The 20,122-nt window shown below is 73.3% G+C and carries 17 protein-coding genes and 1 riboswitch; of the genes, 9 read left to right on the forward strand and 8 right to left on the reverse strand.

Going from position 1 to position 20,122, the window contains the following annotated elements; genetic code table 11:
• Positions 1-11 precede the first annotated feature (11 nt).
• Complete coding sequence (locus ACGFT1_RS12830; RefSeq protein ID WP_373909012.1) at positions 12-1,367, forward strand: SWIM zinc finger family protein; 1,356 nt, start codon at positions 12-14, stop codon at positions 1,365-1,367.
• Positions 1,368-1,547: 180 nt separating this feature from the next.
• A complete protein-coding gene (locus ACGFT1_RS12835) occupies positions 1,548-3,269 on the forward strand; it encodes a DUF5691 domain-containing protein (RefSeq protein WP_373909227.1) in 1,722 nt (573 codons plus the stop codon).
• On the opposite strand, the gene ACGFT1_RS12840 is transcribed toward ACGFT1_RS12835, so the two are convergent.
• Positions 3,245-3,667, reverse strand: a complete 423-nt coding sequence (locus ACGFT1_RS12840; RefSeq protein WP_373909013.1) for a cobalamin B12-binding domain-containing protein — start codon at positions 3,665-3,667, stop codon at positions 3,245-3,247. The genes ACGFT1_RS12835 and ACGFT1_RS12840 overlap by 25 nt on opposite strands.
• Positions 3,668-3,889: 222 nt before the next feature.
• Between ACGFT1_RS12840 and ACGFT1_RS12845 the strand changes: the two genes are divergently transcribed.
• Together ACGFT1_RS12845 and ACGFT1_RS12850 are read left to right on the forward strand one after the other, a co-directional pair.
• Complete coding sequence (locus tag ACGFT1_RS12845) at positions 3,890-4,741, forward strand: esterase/lipase family protein (RefSeq protein WP_373909014.1); 852 nt, start codon at positions 3,890-3,892, stop codon at positions 4,739-4,741.
• Positions 4,742-4,974: 233 nt separating this feature from the next.
• Entirely contained in the window at positions 4,975-6,492 is a 1,518-nt protein-coding gene (locus tag ACGFT1_RS12850; RefSeq protein WP_373909015.1) for a M23 family metallopeptidase, read from the forward strand.
• A gap of 42 nt (positions 6,493-6,534) precedes the next feature.
• Here the strand turns inward: ACGFT1_RS12850 and pcrA are convergent, their stop codons facing one another.
• Entirely contained in the window at positions 6,535-9,024 is a 2,490-nt protein-coding gene (gene pcrA, locus ACGFT1_RS12855; RefSeq protein WP_373909016.1) for a DNA helicase PcrA, read from the reverse strand.
• 240 nt (positions 9,025-9,264) lie between these two features.
• Positions 9,265-9,432, forward strand: a riboswitch (cyclic di-AMP (ydaO/yuaA leader).
• Positions 9,433-9,440: 8 nt separating this feature from the next.
• Between pcrA and ACGFT1_RS12860 the strand changes: the two genes are divergently transcribed.
• A complete protein-coding gene (locus ACGFT1_RS12860; RefSeq protein WP_373909017.1) occupies positions 9,441-10,511 on the forward strand; it encodes a C40 family peptidase in 1,071 nt (356 codons plus the stop codon).
• 129 nt (positions 10,512-10,640) lie between these two features.
• Here ACGFT1_RS12860 and ACGFT1_RS12865 read toward each other — a convergent pair whose 3' ends face one another.
• Positions 10,641-10,994, reverse strand: a complete 354-nt coding sequence (locus ACGFT1_RS12865) for a hypothetical protein (RefSeq protein WP_356818606.1) — start codon at positions 10,992-10,994, stop codon at positions 10,641-10,643.
• 427 nt (positions 10,995-11,421) lie between these two features.
• On the opposite strand from ACGFT1_RS12865, the gene ACGFT1_RS12870 reads away from it, so the two are divergent.
• Complete coding sequence (locus ACGFT1_RS12870) at positions 11,422-12,483, forward strand: NlpC/P60 family protein (RefSeq protein WP_373909228.1); 1,062 nt, start codon at positions 11,422-11,424, stop codon at positions 12,481-12,483.
• A gap of 85 nt (positions 12,484-12,568) precedes the next feature.
• On the opposite strand, the gene ACGFT1_RS12875 is transcribed toward ACGFT1_RS12870, so the two are convergent.
• Together ACGFT1_RS12875 and ACGFT1_RS12880 are read right to left on the reverse strand one after the other, a co-directional pair.
• The gene (locus ACGFT1_RS12875) at positions 12,569-13,315 is read right to left on the reverse strand and encodes a LuxR C-terminal-related transcriptional regulator (protein ID WP_373909018.1); all 747 of its coding nucleotides are present in this window, start codon (positions 13,313-13,315) and stop codon (positions 12,569-12,571) included.
• Positions 13,312-14,601 carry a PspC domain-containing protein gene (locus ACGFT1_RS12880; protein ID WP_373909019.1) on the reverse strand — a complete coding sequence of 430 codons (1,290 nt, stop codon included), beginning with the start codon at positions 14,599-14,601 and terminating at the stop codon, positions 13,312-13,314. Before ACGFT1_RS12880 ends, ACGFT1_RS12875 begins: the two co-directional genes overlap by 4 nt.
• Before the next feature lie 210 nt (positions 14,602-14,811).
• On the opposite strand from ACGFT1_RS12880, the gene ACGFT1_RS12885 reads away from it, so the two are divergent.
• Entirely contained in the window at positions 14,812-16,338 is a 1,527-nt protein-coding gene (locus ACGFT1_RS12885; RefSeq protein WP_373909020.1) for a PspC domain-containing protein, read from the forward strand.
• Positions 16,325-16,534 (forward strand): hypothetical protein, encoded by a 210-nt coding sequence (locus ACGFT1_RS12890; protein ID WP_373909021.1) that lies wholly within the window; start codon positions 16,325-16,327, stop codon positions 16,532-16,534. Before ACGFT1_RS12885 ends, ACGFT1_RS12890 begins: the two co-directional genes overlap by 14 nt.
• Here the strand turns inward: ACGFT1_RS12890 and ACGFT1_RS12895 are convergent.
• From ACGFT1_RS12895 to ACGFT1_RS12905, 3 genes are all read right to left on the reverse strand, one after another.
• Entirely contained in the window at positions 16,531-17,058 is a 528-nt protein-coding gene (locus ACGFT1_RS12895) for a DoxX family protein (protein ID WP_373909022.1), read from the reverse strand. The two genes, ACGFT1_RS12890 and ACGFT1_RS12895, sit on opposite strands and share 4 nt — an antisense overlap.
• A 137-nt stretch (positions 17,059-17,195) precedes the next feature.
• Positions 17,196-18,473 carry a hypothetical protein gene (locus ACGFT1_RS12900; protein WP_373909023.1) on the reverse strand — a complete coding sequence of 426 codons (1,278 nt, stop codon included), beginning with the start codon at positions 18,471-18,473 and terminating at the stop codon, positions 17,196-17,198.
• Between the two features lie 247 nt (positions 18,474-18,720).
• Positions 18,721-19,515, reverse strand: a complete 795-nt coding sequence (locus ACGFT1_RS12905) for a class II aldolase/adducin family protein (protein WP_373909024.1) — start codon at positions 19,513-19,515, stop codon at positions 18,721-18,723.
• 139 nt (positions 19,516-19,654) lie between these two features.
• On the opposite strand from ACGFT1_RS12905, the gene ACGFT1_RS12910 reads away from it, so the two are divergent.
• Positions 19,655-20,122, forward strand: coding sequence for a pyridoxamine 5'-phosphate oxidase family protein (locus ACGFT1_RS12910; protein WP_373909025.1), 468 nt, complete (start codon positions 19,655-19,657; stop codon positions 20,120-20,122).

Below are 20,122 nucleotides of genomic sequence, written 5' to 3' on the forward strand. Positions count from 1 at the left end.
CCGTCGGTGCCATGACTGAGCAGGGGGTGCGCCGGAGCGCGGAGCAGGTGCTGGCACTGGCGCCTGACGCCGCGTCACGCAAGGCGGGGAGCAGACTCGGCGCGGCCGGGCCGTGGTCCGGGGCGGGGAGCGCGCAGGGGTCGGTGTGGGGGCAGTGCAAGGGCAGTGGCAGCAGGCCGTACCGGACGGTGGTGGACCTGGCGGACGTGGCAGGACCGGCGTACCGGTGCAGCTGTCCGAGCCGTAAGTTCCCGTGCAAGCACGCGCTCGGCCTGCTGCTGCTCTGGGCGGCGGGTGACGACGCGGTGCCGGCCTGCGCACAGCCGCCGGACTGGGCGGAGCAGTGGCTCGCGGGCCGGCGCGGACGCGAGGCGACGAGAGCGGCCCAGGCCGACGGCGGTGCGCCGGCCGGGTCGGCCGGTCCGGAGGCGGCCCGCCGGCGGGCCGAGCGCCGGGCCGAGCGGGTCACGGCGGGCGCGACGGAACTGGAACAGCGCCTGACGGACCTGCTGCGCGGCGGCCTGGCAGCGGCCGAACAGGCGGGGTACGGACTGTGGGAGGAGACGGCGGCCCGCATGGTCGACGCTCAGGCCCCCGGACTGGCCGCACGGGTGCGCGAATTGGGGGCGATACCGGCCTCGGGCGCGGGCTGGCCCGCCCGGCTGCTGGAGGAGTGCGCGCTGCTGCACCTCCTCGACCAGGGCTGGCTGCGCCGCGACACGCTGCCGGACGCCCTCGCGGCCACGGTCCGCTCCCGGCTCGGCCTGCCCGCCACGCCGGACGGGCCGCCGGTGCGCGACCGCTGGCTGGTCCTCGCCCAGTACGACACGGCCGACGCGAAACTGACGACCCGCCGGATATGGCTGTACGGCGCCGAGTCCGGCCACACCCGGCTGCTGCTGTCCTACGGCGCGGCCGGACGGGCGCCGGAGATGGCGCTGCCGGTAGGGCTGGCCCTGGAGGCGGAGCTGTCCGCCTACCCGGGTGCCGGCCGGACCCGGGCCGCCCTGGGCGAACGGTTCGCCGCTCCGGCCCCGGCCGCGTTCCGCCCGCCGGGCGTGACCACCACGGAGGCGGCGGCCCGGTACGGCGCGGCCCTGCGCGACGATCCCTGGCTGGAGTCGGTCCCGGTGACGCTGGGCCGGGTGACACCGGTCCCGGACGGCGACCGGTGGCAGCTGGCCGACGCCGGCACGGACACGGCCCTGCCGCTGACCCGGGCCGCCCGCTCCCGCCCCGGCCTGTGGCGGCTGGTCGCCCTCTCCGGCGGCGCCCCCGTCACGGTCTTCGGCGAGTTCGGCCACCGCGGCTTCACTCCGCTCACCGCCTGGCCGGAGGGAACGGGCGACGCGGTGCCCCTGTACTGACCGCGCACACAGAGCCTCCAGGGGAACCCCGCCGGCCGAAGGGAAGGAAACACGATGAACGGCACACCGCCCGGCAAGGACGCACCGGCCGAGGGAGAGACACCGGCCCGCGGAACGGCACCGGACAGCCACGCCCCGTCGGACAGCGGCGTGGGGTCGGTCAGCGCCGTGCCGGACCGCATGGCCCCCGCGGATCCCGGCGGCTCCTGGGAGGACCTGGTGACCACCGCGCTTCTCGGCACCGACCGGCGTACACCGGCGTACGCCGTGCCCGGGCGCGCCGCGCCGGTCGCGCTGCTGGACGCGGCCGCCGTGGCGACCGTACGACGGCGGGCCGGACTGCGGCCCGCACGCGCGGCAGGGCGGCCGGAGCGAGCGCCCGCGGACCCGCGGCCCGCCCTGCCCGCGGCGGCGGCGCGCCGGCTCACCACGCTGCTCGCCGACCGTTCCGGCGGGGCAGGCGGCCGGCGGGGCAGCTCGCCGGACCTCATGGAGCTGCTCCCGCAGTGGCTCGCGGCGGCCAACGCGCACGGCTACGCGGCGCCCCCGCAGGCGCTGCCCGCGCTGCTGGACGCGGCCCGGGGCCGTACGGACCTGCGGCCGGCGACGCTGGCGTTCGCGGGACCGCGCGCGCTGTGGCTGGCCCGGCTGAACCCGGACTGGCGCTTCGCCCTGCGCGCGGCCCCAGGCGGCGGCGCCGCCCTGCCCGGTCCGCAGGACGCCGGGGCGGTGCGCCGGCTGTGGTCGGAAGGACTGTTCGCCGAGCGCGTGGCGCTGCTGGGCGCCCTGCGGGCCGGTACACCGGCACTCGGACGCGATCTGCTGGCGTCGAGCTGGGCGGCGGAGCGGGCGGAGGACCGGCTGATGTTCCTCGACTCGCTGCGTACCGGCCTGTCGGACGCGGACGAGCCGTTCCTGGAGCAGGCGCTCGGCGACCGCAGCCGCAATGTCCGGGCGACCGCGGCGGACCTGCTGTCGGCGCTGCCGGGTTCCGCCCTCGCCGCGCGGATGGCCGCACGGGCCACGGCATGTGTGGCCCTGGACCGGACGGGGAACTCGCCCGTGATCGTGGTGGAGCCGCCGCCCGAGTGCGACTCCGGCATGGAACGCGACGGTGTGGTGGCCACACCGCCCTCGGGCAGAGGGGAACGATCGTGGTGGCTGGGGCAGCTGGTGGAAGCCGCCCCGCTCGGCACCTGGGCCGGGCGGTTCGGCGGGCGGACGGCCCACGACATCGTGGCGCTGCCGGTGGCGGACGGCTGGCAGGGCGAGCTGCACGCGGCCTGGTGCCGGGCGGCGGTACGGCAGCGGGACGCCGCGTGGTCCCGGGCACTGCTCGGCTCGCCGTCGGCGCCGGAGGCGGGCGGCCCTGGCGCGGTGTCCCTGGCGGAACGGGCGAAGCTGCTGGCAGCGCTGGCCCCGGCGGAGCGGGCCGCGTGGGTGGCCGGGTTCATCGCGACGCACGGCTTGTCGGAGGCGTTCCAGCTGCTCGGCGTGTGCGCCGTCCCCTGGGCCGCACCGCTGGGCCGGGCCGTGGTGGACGCCCTGAACATCGCGCGCGACGCGGGCAGTTACCCGTGGAGTTTCAGCGGGGTGATGGGGCTGGCGGAGCGCTGTCTGGACCCGGCGGAGACCGTACGGCTGGAAGCGCTGCTGGCGATACCCGACGAGCGCGAGGACGCCGCGCCGGGGGCCGGCGGGTACTGGGCGGAGGCGTTCCAGCGCCTGGTCACGACGCTGCGGCTACGGGCGGTGATGGCGCAGGAGCTGACACCGGTGCCCGCCGGCGCCCCGGCTCGGCCGCCGCGGGCACCCGCTCGGCCGCCACAGGCGCCGGCACCGCTGACCACGCCCGCTCACCCGGCGCAGGCAGCCCCTCAGCCGCCGGACGCGGCCGGCTGACCGGCGTTCTCCCGGACCCACTCCACGATCGAGGTCATGGTGGCGCCCGGCGTGAAGATCGCGGCGACGCCCTTCTCCTTCAGCGGCGCGATGTCCTCCTCCGGGATGATGCCGCCCCCGAAGACGAGGATGTCCGCCGCGTCCCGGTCCCTGAGCAGGTCGATGACCGCGGCGAACAGCGTGTTGTGGGCGCCGGAGAGGATGGAGAGACCGATCGCGTCGGCGTCCTCCTGGATGGCGGTGTCGACGATCTGTTCCGGGGTCTGGTGGAGCCCGGTGTAGATGACCTCCATACCGGCGTCGCGCAACGCGCGCGCGATGACCTTGGCCCCACGGTCGTGGCCGTCGAGCCCCGGCTTGGCGACCACTACGCGGATCGGACCGGCTGCCACACCCATCACTGCCTCCATCAAGCGACCACGGAAGCGATCGCTTCCGTCCGTACCGACAAGTACCGCACTTTTGGCGCGTCCCGCCATTGTCGCGAAGTGAACGAACGTTATCCACAGCATCCCGCACCGCGCGGTTTCACGGCGCGCAGGGAGGGGGAAATCACATGTGGGACATGAGGGCACACGGGGGATCGAGCCGCCTCCCGGCGTGCCGACAGGAGGTCGGCCATGAAGGTCACCGGGGTACTGCCACTCTTCCTCCCGGTCTGCCGCCGCCTGTGGCCCGGCAGACTGACCGGACTGTCCATGGCGCTGCTCAAGGCGACCGCCCTCGAGGCGGCGATCCTCGCCGGGCATCTCCTGCTGTATCCGACGGGCCTCGCCCAGGAGCGCCGCTCGGCGGCCCTGGCCGCGGCGGAGGGCGCCACCCGGTTGCCGGCCCACCCCGGCACCCCGGTCGTGCTGCTGCACGGCTTCATCGACAACCGCTCGGTGTTCGTCCTGCTGCGCCGCACCCTCGCCCAGCACGGCAGACAGCGGGTCGAGTCGCTGAACTACTCCCCGCTGACCTGTGACATACGGGCCGCGGCCGACCTGCTCGGCCGGCACATCGAGGAGATCTGCGAGCGCACCGGCAGCGCCCGGGTCGACATCGTGGGACACAGCCTCGGCGGTCTGATCGCCCGCTACTACGTCCAGTGCCTGGGCGGTGACCTGCGCGTACGCACGCTGGTCACGCTCGGTACACCGCACTCCGGGACCAAGGTGGCGCCGCTGGCCGACGCCCATCCGATCGTGCGGCAGATGCGGCCCGGATCCCCGGTGATCAAGGAGCTCGCCCGGTCCGCGCCCGGCTGCCGTACGCGCTTCGTGAGCTTCTGGAGCGACCTCGACTCGATGATGGACCCGCTGGAGACGGCCTGCCTGGAGCATGCCGATCTGGACGCGCGCAATGTCCGGGTGACCGGCATCGGTCATCTCGCCCTGCCCGTGCACCCCGCCGTGGCCGCCGGGATACGCGAGGTCCTCGACGCTCCGCACCCCGGTGAGCGGGTCGGCGAGGGTCTGACGGTGGCCTGAGACCGGCCCCGGCCGGGAGGCGCGGAGTCCGCGCACAGCTGACTCAGAGTCACCTCACATCGAACAGACTTCGAACGAAAAGCCAAGGTCGGGTTCCGCCTCCCCCGAAACACGTCCGAATGCCCGTTTCCGGCCCACGGGAAACAAGCCGAAGATTGTCGTGCCCGCATACCGCCGGGTACAGTCGCCGCACTGCTCTGGCAGCCCCTGTTGTCGAGGCGAAAGAGAAGTTGGTGAACGATCGTCACCCGTCGGGGACCATGACCACCCCGGCCCCGGCTTCCGACGCCTCCCCCGCGCACTACGCGCCGTACGGGGCACAGGAAGTCCCCTACGGCGACCTCACCACCCACGGTGGCTATGACGCCACCGGTTTCGCGAGTGGTTCCGCGGGCACCACGGCCTTCGACACCGACCCGCTCTTCGGCAGTTTTCCGGGCGGCGAGCAGGCCACCGGCGCGTACGACACGGCCCAGTGGCAGCCGGGCAGCGGCCAGACCTGCGAGTACGACGCGTACACGGCCCCGCACCATGCCGGTCACGACTCCGGCGGCTACGACACTTCCGCTTGGGCGTTCCCCGCGCAGGCCACCGGCAACGACGTCAGCGGCCAGTGGGACACGGGCGCCTGGCTCCCGTCCGACCGGCCCGGCGGCGCCGACCCCACCCAGCAGTGGGAGTGGGGCACCCAGACCTTCGACACGGGCGCGTACGACGCCACGCAGTGGAACTCCGCGGGGCAGCAGGGCCGGACGGCGGAACCCGAGCAGGGTGGCGAGCCGTTCGACCAGCAGGCCACCGCCACGTTCGAGGCGGTCGGCGACGCGCGGGACGCGGCCTTCGAGCAGGCGTCGTACGAGGACACGTCGTACGAGGACACCTCCTACGGCCGACAGCCTCACGGCGAGGGCGAGCCGGACTCCACCGGTGAACTGCCCGCCGCGACGGGACTGCTGGACGGCCAGGAGGAGACCGGCCCGGCGCCGGAGACCCGCGCGGGCTCACGCGGCGCCGCGCGTTCCCGGCGCCGTACGCCCGCCAAGCGCTCGGCGCTGCTGACCGTCGCCGTGCCCTCGGCCTGCGTGATGGGGGTCGCCGGGATCGCCGCGGCCTCGGTCGGCGCGCTCGGCGACAGCTCCGAGGACACCACCGCCTCCGCACCCGACGTGCAGGTGGTCAAGCCGTCGATCGCCAACAGCAAGCTGGACACCCAGCTCAGGACGCTCTCCGACGGCGCCCACGACTTCGCCGACCGGGCGAGCCGCACCCAGGAGCGGATCGACCTCGTGGCGCAGCAGGCGCTGGAGAAGAAGAAGGCCGCCGCGGAGGCCGCCCTCAAGGAGCGGCTGCGCCCCAAGTTCGTGCTGCCGGTCACCCAGCGCGGCCTCAGCGCGTACTTCGGCCAGGCGGGGGTCAACTGGATGTCGGTGCACACCGGCATCGACTTCCCCGTCTCGTACGGCACGACGGTGATGGCCGCCACCGACGGCACGGTCAGCACGCAGTGGAACAGCGCCTACGGCAACATGCTGATCCTGACGTCGAAGGACGGCACGCAGACCTGGTACTGCCACCTGTCCAGCTACCGCGTCGCCTCCGGTACGACCGTCAAGGCCGGCCAGCCGATCGCCTACTCCGGCAACTCCGGCAACTCCACCGGCCCGCACCTCCACTTCGAGGTGCGTCCGGCGGGCGGGGCGGCCATAGACCCGTTGCCGTGGCTGCGCAGCCACGGACTCGATCCGACGTAGGACCGGCAGGCCCCCGCCGAGCGGCGGGGGCCCTTCTGTGCCCTACAGCTTCTCCACCGGCGCGTACCGCAGCAGCAGCCGCTTCGGCTTGGCTTCCCCGAAGTCGACGGTGGCCTCCGCGTTGGCGCCCGTGCCCTTCACCCCGACGACCGTACCCAGCCCGAACTGGTCGTGGGTGACCCGGTCGCCGACGGCCAGCGCGACCACCGGCTTCTCGGCCGTGCGCCGCGTGGCGAAACCCGACGCGCCCGACGCCGAGGAGCGCGAGCGGGACGAGGACAGCGAGGCCGCGATCCCGGACACCGGCCCGGACGACACCGGCGCCGCGGCCCCCGTCCGCTTCCACTCCAGGTGCGCGGCCGGGATCTCCTCCAGGAAGCGGGAGGGCGGGTTGTACGACGGCTGGCCCCAGGCGCTGCGCAGCGCCGACCGCGTGAGGTACAGCCGCTCCCGGGCACGGGTGATGCCGACGTAGGCCAGGCGCCGCTCCTCCTCCAGCTCCTTGGCCTCGCCGAGGGCGCGCATGTGCGGGAAGACGCCGTCCTCCATGCCGGTCAGGAACACGACCGGGAACTCCAGGCCCTTGGCGGTGTGCAGCGTCATCAGCGTGATGACGCCGTCGCCGCCCTCCTCGTCGGGAATCTGGTCGGAGTCGGCGACCAGGGCGACCTGCTCCAGGAAGTCGGCGAGCGTGCCGGCCTCCCCTTCGCCGCGCTCCTGCTCGAACTCGAGCGCCACGGCGGCGAGTTCCTGAAGGTTCTCGATGCGGGTCTCGTCCTGCGGGTCGGTGGAGGCCTGCAACTCGGCCAGGTAACCGGTGCGTTCGAGTACGGCTTCGAGGACGGTCGCCGGGCCGGCGCCCGATTCGACGATCGTGCGCAGGTCCTCCATCAGCGTGTTGAACCGCTTCACGGCGTTCGTGGACCGAGCGGCTATGCCGTACGCCTCGTCGACCCGCTTCAGGGCCTGCGGGAAGCTGATCTTCTCGCGCTGGGCGAGGGCGTCGACCATGGCCTCCGCGCGGTCGCCGATGCCCCGCTTGGGCACATTGAGGATGCGGCGCAGCGGCACGGAGTCCTCGGGGTTGGCGAGCACACGCAGGTAGGCCAGGACGTCCCGGACCTCCTTGCGCTCGTAGAAGCGGACGCCGCCGACGACCTTGTACGGCAGGCCGACGCGGATGAAGACCTCTTCGAAGACACGGGACTGGGCGTTGGTGCGGTAGAAGACGGCGACGTCCCCCGCGCGTGCCTCGCCCGCGTCGGTGAGCCGGTCTATCTCGTCCGCGACGAACTGCGCCTCGTCGTGTTCGGTGTCGGCGACGTAACCGGTGATCCGGGCGCCGTGGCCGGCGTTGGTCCACAGGTTTTTAGGGCGGCGGGACTCGTTGCGCTCGATGACCGCGTTGGCGGCGGACAGGATCGTCTGCGTGGAGCGGTAGTTCTGCTCCAGCAGGATCGTCGTCGCGTTCGGGTAGTCCTCCTCGAACTGGAGGATGTTGCGGATCGTCGCGCCCCGGAAGGCGTAGATCGACTGGTCGGCGTCACCCACCACACACAGTTCGGCCGGCGGCAGGTCGCCGTCCCCGGGCGGTACGTCGACGTCCTCGGCGGCACGCTCGCCCGTCCCGACCAGCTCGCGCACCAAGGCGTACTGGGCGTGGTTGGTGTCCTGGTACTCGTCGACCAGGACGTGCCGGAAGCGGCGGCGGTAGTGGTCGGCGACGTCCGGGAAGGCGCGCAGCAGGTTGACCGTCGTCATGATCAGGTCGTCGAAGTCGAGGGCGTTGGCCTCACGCAGCCGCGACTGGTAGAGCGCGTACGCCTGAGCGAGGGTCTTCTCGAAACCGTCGGCGGCCTGGGCGGCGAAGTCCTCCTCGTCGATCAGCTCGTTCTTCAGATTGCTGATCTTGGCGCTGAAGGACTTGGGCGGGTAGCGCTTGGGATCGAGTTCCAGATCACGGCAGACCAGGGCCATCAGGCGCTTGCTGTCGGCCGCGTCGTAGATCGAGAACGACGAGGTGAAACCGAGCTTCTTCGACTCGCGGCGCAGGATGCGCACACACGCGCTGTGGAAGGTCATCACCCACATCGCGTTGGCGCGCGGGCCGACGAGCTGCTCGACGCGCTCCTTCATCTCGCCGGCGGCCTTGTTGGTGAAGGTGATCGCGAGGATCTGACCCGGGTGGACGCTGCGCTCGGCGAGCAGGTGGGCGATGCGGTGGGTGAGCACACGGGTCTTGCCGGAACCGGCGCCGGCGACGATGAGCAGCGGGGAGCCGGCGTGCACGACCGCGGCGCGCTGGTTCTCGTTCAGCCCCTCCAGGAGCGCCGCCGCGTCGATCACGGGGCGCGGGGCGCCGTCGCGGTAGTGGGAGTCCCGGTCCGGCGGCACGTCGAACTTCCCGCCGAACAGATCGTCCGGAAGCGGCTCCGGAGCGTGGTCGTGCTCGGGCGGCGGCGGGAGCTCCTCGTCGTGCCCACGCGGGGGCTGGAGGTCCGCCAGGAAGCTGTCGTCAAAGAGGCTGCTCATCGCTCTCCGAGTCTAGGGTGCCCCACCGACAACCGGTCACCGTCCCGCGAGTCGATCATCGCCACTTGGCGCCCCGAGACCCCTCACGCACCGGAAGCGCCTGGTCACGTGCGCGTGAACCCGCCCGGAGGTCACGGAAATGTATCGGACATACCGCGCACCAACCTTCACAGAAGCCACACGAGTTGGCTAGGTTGCCGTCAGGCCGCACGACCCCCCTCCGGCGAACGTCGCCGGGCCGCGCGGCCTCCGCCGAGTCCGGCGCGCCCCTGTGCGGCGCCCGGAGCCGGGGACCCACCGAATCCCGGGGTGAATCGGCCGACTCCCGCCCGGGACGACGCCGTAGGGCAACCCTTCCATCCGCCCGAACCCGACAGCTAACCCGGTAGGCGGCAGCTAGGAAGGAGTCGCCTCCCTTGGCGTCGCACCGCAAGCCGCGCCCCGGCGGAACCCCCGGAGCGGGCGTCCGCACCCCCGCTCTCGCCACCGCCGCCCTCACCTCCCTCGCCGTGCTCTCCCAGACCGCGGAGGCCACTCCCGAGGCCGGTCACGGCAGGCCGAGCCCGGAGGAGGTCGAGCGGAAGATCGACGACCTCTACCGCCGGGCGGACTCCGCGACCGGCGGGACGGCCGCAGCGGCCGAGGAACCGGCCGGCGCCCCACGGAGGCAGGCCGACAGCCTCCAGCGGCTCCGTGACGAGGTAGCCCGGCGCGCGGCCCGGGCCCGTGCCGTCCCGGGCCCCCGCGGCACCGCCCCCACCCTGGACACGGCAGTCCTGCCGCCCATGCGGGGCGGGGCCGCCGTGGTGGCGCCCGGGGGGAGAGTCGGCACCGCGGCAGCGGCGGCGGACCGGAACGCCGCGGCACCCCGGTGGAGTGGGGGCGTCGTAGCGCCGCCCACCGGAGGCGACGTCACCACACTCGCACCGGCGGCACCGGCTCCACCGGTCAGGGACGCGGTCGTACCGGGCCGGGGGATGCCGCCCGGGGACAGCCGCCCGGAGGTCGCGGCTCGGGATGCGCGGGACCCTAAGGCGGTGAAGACCGCCGTTCAGAGGAAGCTCGCCCACGCGCGCGTGCTGCTCGCACAGCGGACCGCCCAGGGGTCCGCGCCGTCCGGCACCGACGCGGCCAAGGCCGGGAAGGCCGTGGCCTTCGCCCGGGCCCAGCTCGGCAAGCCCTGCGTGTGGGGTGCCGCCGGCCCCGGTTCCTACGACTGCTCGGGCCTGACCCAGGCCGCCTGGAAGTCCGCCGGCGTCACGCTGCCGCGTACCGCCCGCGACCAGGCCGCCGCCGGCACCGGGGTTCCGCCGGCCGACGCCCGCCCCGGCGATCTCGTCTTCTTCCACGACGACCGCCGCCACGTCGGGCTCTGCACCGGCGACGGCATGATGATCCACGCGCCCCGACCCGGCGCGTACGTCCGTGAGGAGCCGATCTCCTCCGCCGGCGAGTCGGCCGTCCACAGCGTGGTGCGGCCGGGCTGACGTCCCGGACCGGCCCTCCCCCTGCCCGCCCGCGCCGGCCCTGCCTGGCCTGCTGGGCCGGCGCGGGTGGCCTGCCGGGCCGGCGCGGGTGGCCTACCGGGCCGGCGCGGGTGGCCTACCGGCCTGCGATCAGGTCCAGAGGACGGCGATGAAGATGTTCGCCGTGGTCAGCAGGCCGACGAGCGCGAACTGGCCCTTGTCGATCCGCTCCTCGTCGCGCTTGACGTAGACCAGCCCGAGGATCACGATCAGCAGGGCCAGCTTCACACCGATCTTCACCGTGTTGATGTGGTGGTCGTCGGCCTGGTTGAGGCCGACCAGCGCCACGCCGGTGACCAGCATGGTCAGGGCGCCGTGCAGCATTCCCGGCACGAACCGGGCCGTGCCCCGGCCCATCGCCTTCATCTGGGTGAGGAAACCGCCGAGCAGCGCGGCGATACCGACGATGTGCAGGCCGACGAAGAGATGGATGAGTACGTCCATGGGGCCGGAGCCTAACCAGGCGCCTCCCGGCCCCCCGTCACCGGCCCCACCCGAGCGCTCGTGACGGGGGGGGCGCGGACACCGACGGGCGTCGCATATATGCGAGCCATAGCACCCCACCTCTCCCGCCAGTCACACTTTCCGCACTTCGATCATCACGCAGTGTGAAGGGAACGACTCCTACTGGACAGCGGGATCACATGTGTTCATATTCCGACTCATCTCGGACAGTTCCGCACAGTCCGTTACCAACCCGTCACCGTTCGGCCTAGCGTCCTCCCCCAGGTGACCGGCTCTCCACGCCGCCCGGACCAGGGTGGCAGTCGGCCATCCGCGCCCCGGCGGCGGCCCGTTCCCCTGTGCGGACCGCCGCCGGGCGCACTGACCGCTCGACATACGAGCCGTACGGAAGGACGTGACGGTCCAGTTGGCAGTGCACCGCAAGCCCCGGCAACGCTCGCTCAGTGGTACGGCCCGCACAGCGGCCACACTGGCCCTGGCGGGCGTGGCCACCGCGACGGGCTTCGACGGGACGGGCCACGCCGAGCCCCAGCTGACGCCCGGGCAGGTGCGGGCCGAGGTGGACCGCCTGTACCGGGAGGCCGAGACCGCCACCGAGAAGTACGACGGGGCGAAGGAGAAGGCGGAGGCGGCCCAAAAACGGATTGCTGCATTCCAGGACCAGGCCGCCCGCAGGCAGCAGAGACTCAGCTCGGCCCGCGACGCACTGGGCTCGATCGCGGCGGCACAGTACCGGGCCGGCGGCGTCGACCCGGCCTGGCAGCTGGCCCTCTCCAGCGACCCCGACCGATACCTGGACGGCGCCGCGTTCGCGGAACGGGCCGGTCACCGGCAGGCCACCATGGTGTCCCGGGTGCAGGACCAGCTGCGGGAGATCGAGCGGCTGCGCGGTGCCGCGCGCATCGAGCTGACGTCGCTGCGCGCACGGCAGGCGGAGCTGAACCGCCGAAAGAGGACCGTCACCGGCAAACTGGACGAGGCCCGGCGGCTGCTCGCCCGCCTGACACCCCGGCAGCGGGCCGAGGCCAAGGGCACCGCCGACGACACGGGCCGGCGCGTCCCCCGGTCGGCCGCGGGCCCGAGGGAGCCGATGCGCGCCGGATCCTCACCGGCCACCACCGCACGCGCGGCGGCGGCCGTCGCCTACGCCTACGGCAAGCTCGGCAGCCCCTATGTGTGGGGGGCCACCGGTCCGAACGCCTTCGACTGCTCGGGACTGGTCCAGGCCGCCTACCGCTCGGCCGGCATCTCCCTGCCTCGCACCACCTACGCCCAGATCGACGCGGGCCGTCGGGTGTCCCGCTCCGAACTCCAGCCGGGCGACCTGGTCTTCTTCTACTCCGGTATCAGTCACGTAGGGATCTACGTGGGCGACGGCCAGATGATCCACGCCCCGAACCCGTCGGCTCCGGTACGCCTGGCTCCGGTCGACCAGATGCCGTTCGCGGGGGCGACCCGCGTGGCGTGAGGGTCGGGACCCGGGCTTCCGTGGGGGGCGGACCAAGGTCGCGGTAGGAGCGGGAGCCGGAGTGAGGCGGGCGGTGACGCGGGGGTCAGACCAGCCGGCGGGCGGTCGCCCAGCGGGTCAGCTCATGACGGTTGGACAGCTGGAGCTTGCGCAGGACGGCCGAGACATGGGACTCGACCGTCTTCACCGAGATGAACAGCTGCTTGGCGATCTCCTTGTACGCGTAGCCACGGGCGATCAGCCGCAGCACCTCCCGCTCGCGCTGGGTGAGGCGGTCCAGGTCCTCGTCCACCGGCGGGGCGTCGGTGGAGGCGAAGGCGTCCAGGACGAACCCGGCCAGCCGTGGGGAGAAGACGGCGTCGCCCTCCTGGACGCGGAAGACCGAGTCGACCAGGTCGGTGCCGGTGATCGTCTTGGTCACATAGCCGCGGGCACCGCCGCGGATCACGCCGATCACGTCCTCCGCAGCGTCCGACACCGACAGCGCCAGGAAGCGGACGGGCCGTTCGGGGTCCGCCATCAGGGCCGCACACCGGCGCAGCACCTCGGCCCCGCCGCCGCCCGGCAGGTGGACGTCGAGGAGGACCACCTCGGGCCGGGTCGCGGCGATGACCGAGACGGCCTCGTCGACGTCCGCGGCCTCGCCGACCACCTCGACCCCGGTCTCGGTGGTCCGGCCGATCTCGGCCCGCACACCGGTGCGGAACATCCGGTGGTCGTCCACGAGGACCACCCGCACCTGCCGCCCGCCCGCGCCGCCGTCATCGGACCGCTCGGTCCCTGCCGCCTGTGCCGCCCCCGCCGTGCCGTTCGCCTCGGTCGCGTCGCTCATGACGTCCTCTCCGCCCTCTCCATCTCCAGCTCGACCTCGGTCCCGCCCCCCGGCACCGCCCGCAACCGGGCCGTACCGCCGTTGCGCTCCATGCGGCCGATGATCGATTCTCTGACGCCCATGCGGTCGGCGGGTATCGAGTCCGGGTCGAAGCCGGGACCCCGGTCGCGTACGGACACGAAGACCGCCTTCCCTTCGACTTCGGCGTACACCTGTACGGCACCGCCGTCGCCACCGTACTTGGCGGCGTTCACCATCGCCTCGCGCGCGGCCTGCATCTGCGCGCCGGTTTTCTCGTCCAGCGGGCAGTCGCCGACGATGACGACCTCGATGGGCACGCCGTGCTTGTCCTCCACCTCGGCGGCGTTGCGCCGCACCGCCTCGGCGACCGTGTCCGGTTCGTCCGCCTCGTCCTTGCCGGTGCCCTCCGGCCTGTACAGCCAGGTGCGCAGGTCGCGTTCCTGGGCGCGCGCGAGACGGCGCACCTCGCTCGCGTGGTCGGCGTTGCGCTGGATCAGGGTGAGGGTGTGCAGCACGGAGTCGTGCACGTGGGCCGCGACCTCCGCACGCTCCTGGGCACGGATGCGCATCAGGCGTTCCTCGGACAGGTCCTGGGTCATGCGGACCAGATATGGGCCGGCGAGCAGGGTGATGCCCACCAGGACGGCGAGCGCGGCCTGGAGGACCGCGCCGAGGTGGGCGGCCGAGCCCTGGAGGACGAAGACGGCCGAGACACCGGCCGTGACGAGCAGGACACCGGCGGCCGCGCGCAGCAGCGTGAGCGTGCGGCGCCGGCGACCGACCTCGACCCAGCGGGCCCGACGGGCGTTGTCGGCCTGGCGCCAGACGAGGGCGACACCGGCCGCGACGAGCACGGCGGGCACCAGATACGCCTTGGCCGGGCCGCCCAGGTTGACGCTGCCGACGAAGACCATGGACACGATGACCATGAGGAGCAGTGCGGCGATCTGCCCCCGGTCCGGCTTGCGGGCCACCAGCTTGCGCCGGCCGTCCGGCGAGGTCTCCGTGCCCACCAGCGACGGCTTCTGGCCACCGACGCCGCCGATGCCGAGCGGGACGAAGAACCAGAATGCCGCGTACAGCAGGGCGCCGAGTCCGTCGGCCATGAACAGGCCGACGAAGACGAGCCGCACCCAGACGACGGGCAGCCCGAGATGCCCGGCGAGGCCCCGCGCCACTCCGCCGAGCCAGCGTCCGTCGCTGCTGCGGTAGAGCTTGCGCGGTGGCCGCGGGTCGTCGAGGGGCGGGCTTGCGGCTTCCGGCATGGCATCGATGGTCACACGGCCGGTGGGGCGGGGCATCAGGGTCGGTCCCCGAGACGCCCCTGATCTTCCGTCGGAGCCGGCCGGGGCGGGCGGACGTCCGGCGGCCGATGCAGGCCGAACGCCTCCCCGGTCCGTCTCGGGGCCGATTTCAGGGTCGGCCCAGGGTTGTCCCGACTGCCGCCCGGGCGGACGGGCCGTCACCATGGACGCATGACGGATCACGAGCACGCCGCGACGGGTCCGGGACCCGGCTCCGGCCCGCGCCCGGCCCCGGGCACCGGGCCGACGGGTGCCGCACCCGCCGCGACGGGAAAGACAGGAGCGGCCGGCCCCGGCACCCACACCCATACCCACACTCACACCAGCGCCCGCGTCCCCACCGGCACCGCTGACGGCAGCGGCAGCGGCAGCGGCAGCGGCAGCGCGACCGACGAGCGGGAAGAGCGTCAGGACACCGCCGCGGTCCCCGAGCGGTTCCGGCGCGACCGCGGACACAAGATGATCGCGGGCGTGTGCGCGGGGCTGGGACGGCAGACCGACATGGATCCGGTGATCTTCCGGATCACTCTGGCCGTGCTGTCCGCGACCGGCGGTCTCGGCCTCATCTTCTACGGCTTCGCCTGGCTTCTGGTGCCCTACGCGGACGAGGAGGAGAACGAACTCCGCAAGCTGTTCACGGGCCGCGTCGACGGCCAGGCGCTGGCAGCCGTGCTGTTCGCGCTGGTCGGCTGCGGGATCTTCCTGACGATGCTGAGAAACGGCGGGGTGCTGGCCTTCGCAGCGGTGCTCTCACTGCTGCTCGCGGGCGCCGGGTACTGGTCGCGGCGCCGGGACGCCCCCGACCCCGACCCGCTGGCCGCGCAGGCCGCCGCCGATGCCCCGCCGGAGGCCCAGGCGCCGCCGGTCATCACCTACCCGTCCTGGTGGCGGGACCCGATCGTCAAGGACGGCACCCATGTCGGTGGCACCGGCTATCTGTGGGGGCCCGGCGACGCCCGGGACCGGGACCTCACCTCGGTCCTCGACATCGGCATCGCCACCCCCTGGCCGCACCAGGGGACCGTACGGCCGCCCCGCACCGAGCCCCCGATACCGCCCCAGCGCGGTCCCCGCTGGATCGGTGGGCGGCTGTTCCTGCTGGCCCTGCTGGCGGGCGGCCTGGGCGCCAGGATCGGCTGGGACAGCCGCCCCCTGGGCACCAGCCTCCAGACCGGCCTGGCATGCGCGCTGGCGGTCTTCGGACTGGGTATCGCGTTCAGCGCGTTCCTGGGCCGGACCGGGGCGGGCACGGTGTTCCTGGCGATCGTCACGGCGGCCCTGCTGGCCGGGGCGGCGGCCCTGCCCCGGGACGTCACCGGCCACTGGCGGGAGACGTCCTGGAAGCCGGCGGCCACGGCCGGGCTGCGGTCCGCGTACGACCTCGGCACCGGCCGGGGCACCCTGGATCTGACCCGGGTGCGTCCGGCCGAGGGGCAGACGGTCACGACGGACGCCCGGGTGGGCGCGGGACAGCTGAAGGTGATCGTGCCGGCGGACGCGACCGTGCGGATGAGCATCGATGTGGGTGTGGGCGACATCCGGTTGCCCGGGGACAGCGGAAAGGACGTGGACGTGAAACCCGGCAGGCACAAGGACATGACGCTGGCGCCGGTCGGCACTGCCGGGAGCACCGGCACGCTGGAGCTGACGCTGGGCGTCGGTGTGGGACAGGTGGAGGTCAGCCGTGCTGCGTCATGAGTTCCAGCCCGGGAAGCTGGTCGCCGGACTCTTCCTCACCGCCACCGGTGCCGTGTACGCGGGGGACGCGGGCGGTCTGTGGGAGACACCGTGGTTCGCGGTCGTGCCGCTCGTGGTGGGCGGACTCTGCCTGGCCGGCATCACGGCCGTCCTGACCCGGGGGATACGCAGACGCGGAGGTGCGGAGGGCGGCTAGCGGTAACCGCCGGCCCGCTCCCGCCGGGCCCGCCAGGCCGCGTCCAGGGAGAGGTAGGGGGCGCCGGCGAGAACCAGGGGGAGCCAGGCCATCAGGTAGACGAGGTCGTTGCCGTAGTAGTAGGGGGTGGTCGCCCAGCTCACCGTCAGCCAGAGGCTGAGCGAGATCAGCGCCCCGCCGAGCGCGGCCAGCCGGCCGAACAGGCCCAGCAAGGTACCGATGCCGACGGCCAGCTCGCCGAGGGCGATGGCGTAGCCGAAGCCCACCGGACTCTTCAGGGCCAGGTCGATCAGGGCCGGGAGGGCGGCGGATCCGCGGGACCCGCTCAGGGTCTCGCCGATCGAGCCGGTGCCGCTGGCGTGGAAGAACGCGCTGTCGGTGAGCTTGTTCAGGCCGGCGTAGGCGAAGGTGATCCCGAGGAAGACGCGGAGCGGCAGGAGCGCGTAGTGGGTGGCGGTGTCCCGCCAGGGGCGGGAATCGTTCAGGCGGTTGGTGTACGTGTCCGTCCGCATGCCGTGAGTCATCGCTGCCAGCCGCCTCTCGCCCACCGTGCACCCCTCGTCCGACGATACGTACGACGAGGGGGGCCCGTTCAATCCTGTCCCGGTCGATTCTCCGGATTTCCGGCGTTCGTGTGGACGGCGGGGTGGGTGGGGCCGGCTCACTCGGTCACGTGGACCGGGTACCGGTTGGTCGCCGTGCCCGCTGCGGTCACCACCTGGATGTCCACCGGGCCGGGCTCGACGTCGGCGGGTACCGGCACGGTCAGGGTGGTGTCCGTGGGATTGCGGAAGCCGCCGGTGACGGGGACCAGGGGGACGTGGACGTCGACCGCGCCGATGCGGACCACCATGCGGGAGAGGTGGTCGGCGGTCTGGGCGCCGGGCGGGACGAAACCGGCGCCGCGGATCTCGATGTCGTCGCCGGTACGGACGGGTCCGTCGAGGTCTCCGGGTTCGCGGGCACGGACCACCGAGAGGATCACGGGCCGGCCGCCCTCGGCGTACTTGCCCGCCAGGTAGGTCGCGGCCGAGATGAGCACGACCACGGCCAGGCCCCAGGGCAGGTCGGGAAGCCGGTCGGGGCTGCGGGCCAGCCGTACGGCGGCGAACAGCAGGGCGACGGCGCTCACAGCGACGTACTGGATGTCGGCGAAGGCGCCCCGGCCGGAGTCGTCGGTGAGCAGGTCGGCGGCGCGCGGCCGGTGGGCCGGCACCTTCTGGAGCCGCTGGGCGAGGATGCGCAGGCCCACCACCCGGCGGACCAGGACGGCGATGCCGCACACCACGGCGAGGACGGTCAGCACCCCCGCGCCGCGCGCCAGGCCGAGGCCCGAGACCAGGGTGTCGCGCTCGGCCGGGCCGGAGGCCGCGGCCAGGCGGGCGGCCAGCAGCAGAACGGCGTATCCGGTGAACAGCACCCAGCAGACGGCCACGGTACGGGAGGTGGACATGCGGTTGTCCTCACCGATCACCGGTGCGAGCGCTCCGCCGCGCGCCCGGTGGAGGAAGCAGGCGGCGGTCAGCGCGACGGCGACGGCGAGCGCGGCGAGCAGAGCGGCGGTGCGGGCGCCCGTCCAGCCCGTGCCGATCGCGGTGAGCGCCTCGGTGAGCAGCAGCGCGGTGACCGCGCCCCACACCGTGTACACGGTCCGCAGCCACAGCCGGGCCAGCCAGCCGGCGCCCTCGGCCCGGCCGCGTTCGGCGACGGCCTCGGCCCGCTGGGTCAGTTCCTCGGAGACCCACTGGCGGGACGCCGGGGCGGAGTGCGCGACGGCCGCCGGCAGTCCCCGGCCGGCGGCGAACTCGTCGCGCCGGCGCAGGAACGCGGCGACGGCCCGCCGGTGGCCCTCCCCCGCACCGTGCGGGCAGTCCCCGCAGGTGCAGCCGCTGTCGCCGCCCTCGGCACCCGTGTCCCCCCTGGCCTCCTGCACCGCCATGCCCGACGCCCGCCTTCCCCATGACCTGCCGTCGTGGCCGCCGGCCGGCGCAGTGCGCGCGACCGCCCGGCAACTGCCCAGTGTTGACAGCGAATTGTGCCCTACATCAGGGCCTCGGGGGCTGCGGCTCGGGGGTGCCGCGGGTGAAGCGCGGACCGCCGTGTTGACCTGGCCGCGCACATTGCCGTTCGGCCGGGATCATCCGGCGGGGGGAGTTCGTGGTGACGGAGACGGCCGTGCCGGGGCCTCAGCCGAGCAGGTCCGGTTCGCTGCGGCTGATGTCCTGCCACAGCGGCTGGTAGTTGATCCAGGCGACCAGGTCGCCGCCGAGCTGTTCCCGGGTGGCGACCGCCAGTCTGTGGTCGATGAGCACCGGCCGGCCCGCCGCCTTCGCCATCAGCTGCACCTGGCAGGAGCGTTCGAGGGACAGGAACCACCAGGCCGCCGCGTCCACCGAGTCGCCGACGGTGAGCAGCCCGTGGTTGCGCAGGACGAGTGCTTTGCGGGAGCCGAGCGCGGCGGCGATCCGGCGGCCCTCCCCGGCGTCGACGGTGACACCGGTGTAGGCGTCGTACAGGGCGATGTCCTCGTAGAAGGCGCAGCTCTCCTGGGTGATGGGGTCGATGAGCTCGCCGAGGGCGGCGAGGGCTCTGCCGTGCACGGAGTGGCAGTGGGCGACGGCGACGACGTCCGGGCGGGCGGCGTGGACCTGGGCGTGGACAGTGAAGGCGGCCTGGTTGACGTGGTAACGGCCCTCGACGACCTGCCCGTCCTGGTTGGCGAGGACGAGGTCGTCGACGGTGACGTGCCGGAACGGCATGCCGAAGGGGTTGACCCAGAAGCAGTCGGTGAACTCGGGGTCCCGGGCCGTGATGTGCCCGGACACCCCCTCCTCCAGGCCGGCCCGTCCGAAGATTCGCAGGGCACCCGCGAGCCGCTCCTTGCGGTGCCGGCGTTCGTCCTCGGCCGTCTCGTGCATGGGCGGCATGGCGAACCGAAGCTGGTCGGTGGGCAGCGGCAGGGGCGGTTTGGGCCCGTGCATAGGTCCTCCAGCACTGGGATTGCGGTACGGGCGGAAGTTACCTTCGGCCGGCGCAAAAGAGCAGAGCCGTTGTGTGAAGATGCCGTATGCCGCGAATACCCGACAGAAGATGTCGGCATTCTCGGCGAGACTCGTCCGTATGAACTGGGCAGCCTTCAGCACCGCCGCACCCGAATTGGCGGCGACCACCGAACAGCGCTTCGGCGCGTACCGGCACCACGTCCTGGTGACCCTCCGCAAGGACGGTTCGCCCCGCACGTCCGGCCTCGAGGTCCGTTTCCTGGACGGGGAACTCTGGCTCGGCATGATGCCGGGCTCCCTCAAGTGCCTCGACCTGCGCCGCGACCCCCGCTTCGCCCTTCAGGCCAACCCCGGCGAGGGGACGGGCATGGGCGGCGGGGATGTGCGGGTCAGCGGGCGGGCGTACGAGGTCGGGGACGGCGCGGCGAAGGCCGCCTACGTGAAAGAGGTGGAACCGCCGGAGCCGTTCCACCTCTTCCGCACCGAACTGACGGAGGTCGTACGGACCTCCGTCGAGGACGACATGTATCTGGTAACCCGGGTATGGAAGCCCGGAGAGCCGGTGCGCACTCTCCGGCGCCGCTAG

This window comes from Streptomyces sp. Y20 (assembly GCF_043195475.1).
Taxonomy (GTDB): domain Bacteria; phylum Actinomycetota; class Actinomycetes; order Streptomycetales; family Streptomycetaceae; genus Streptomyces.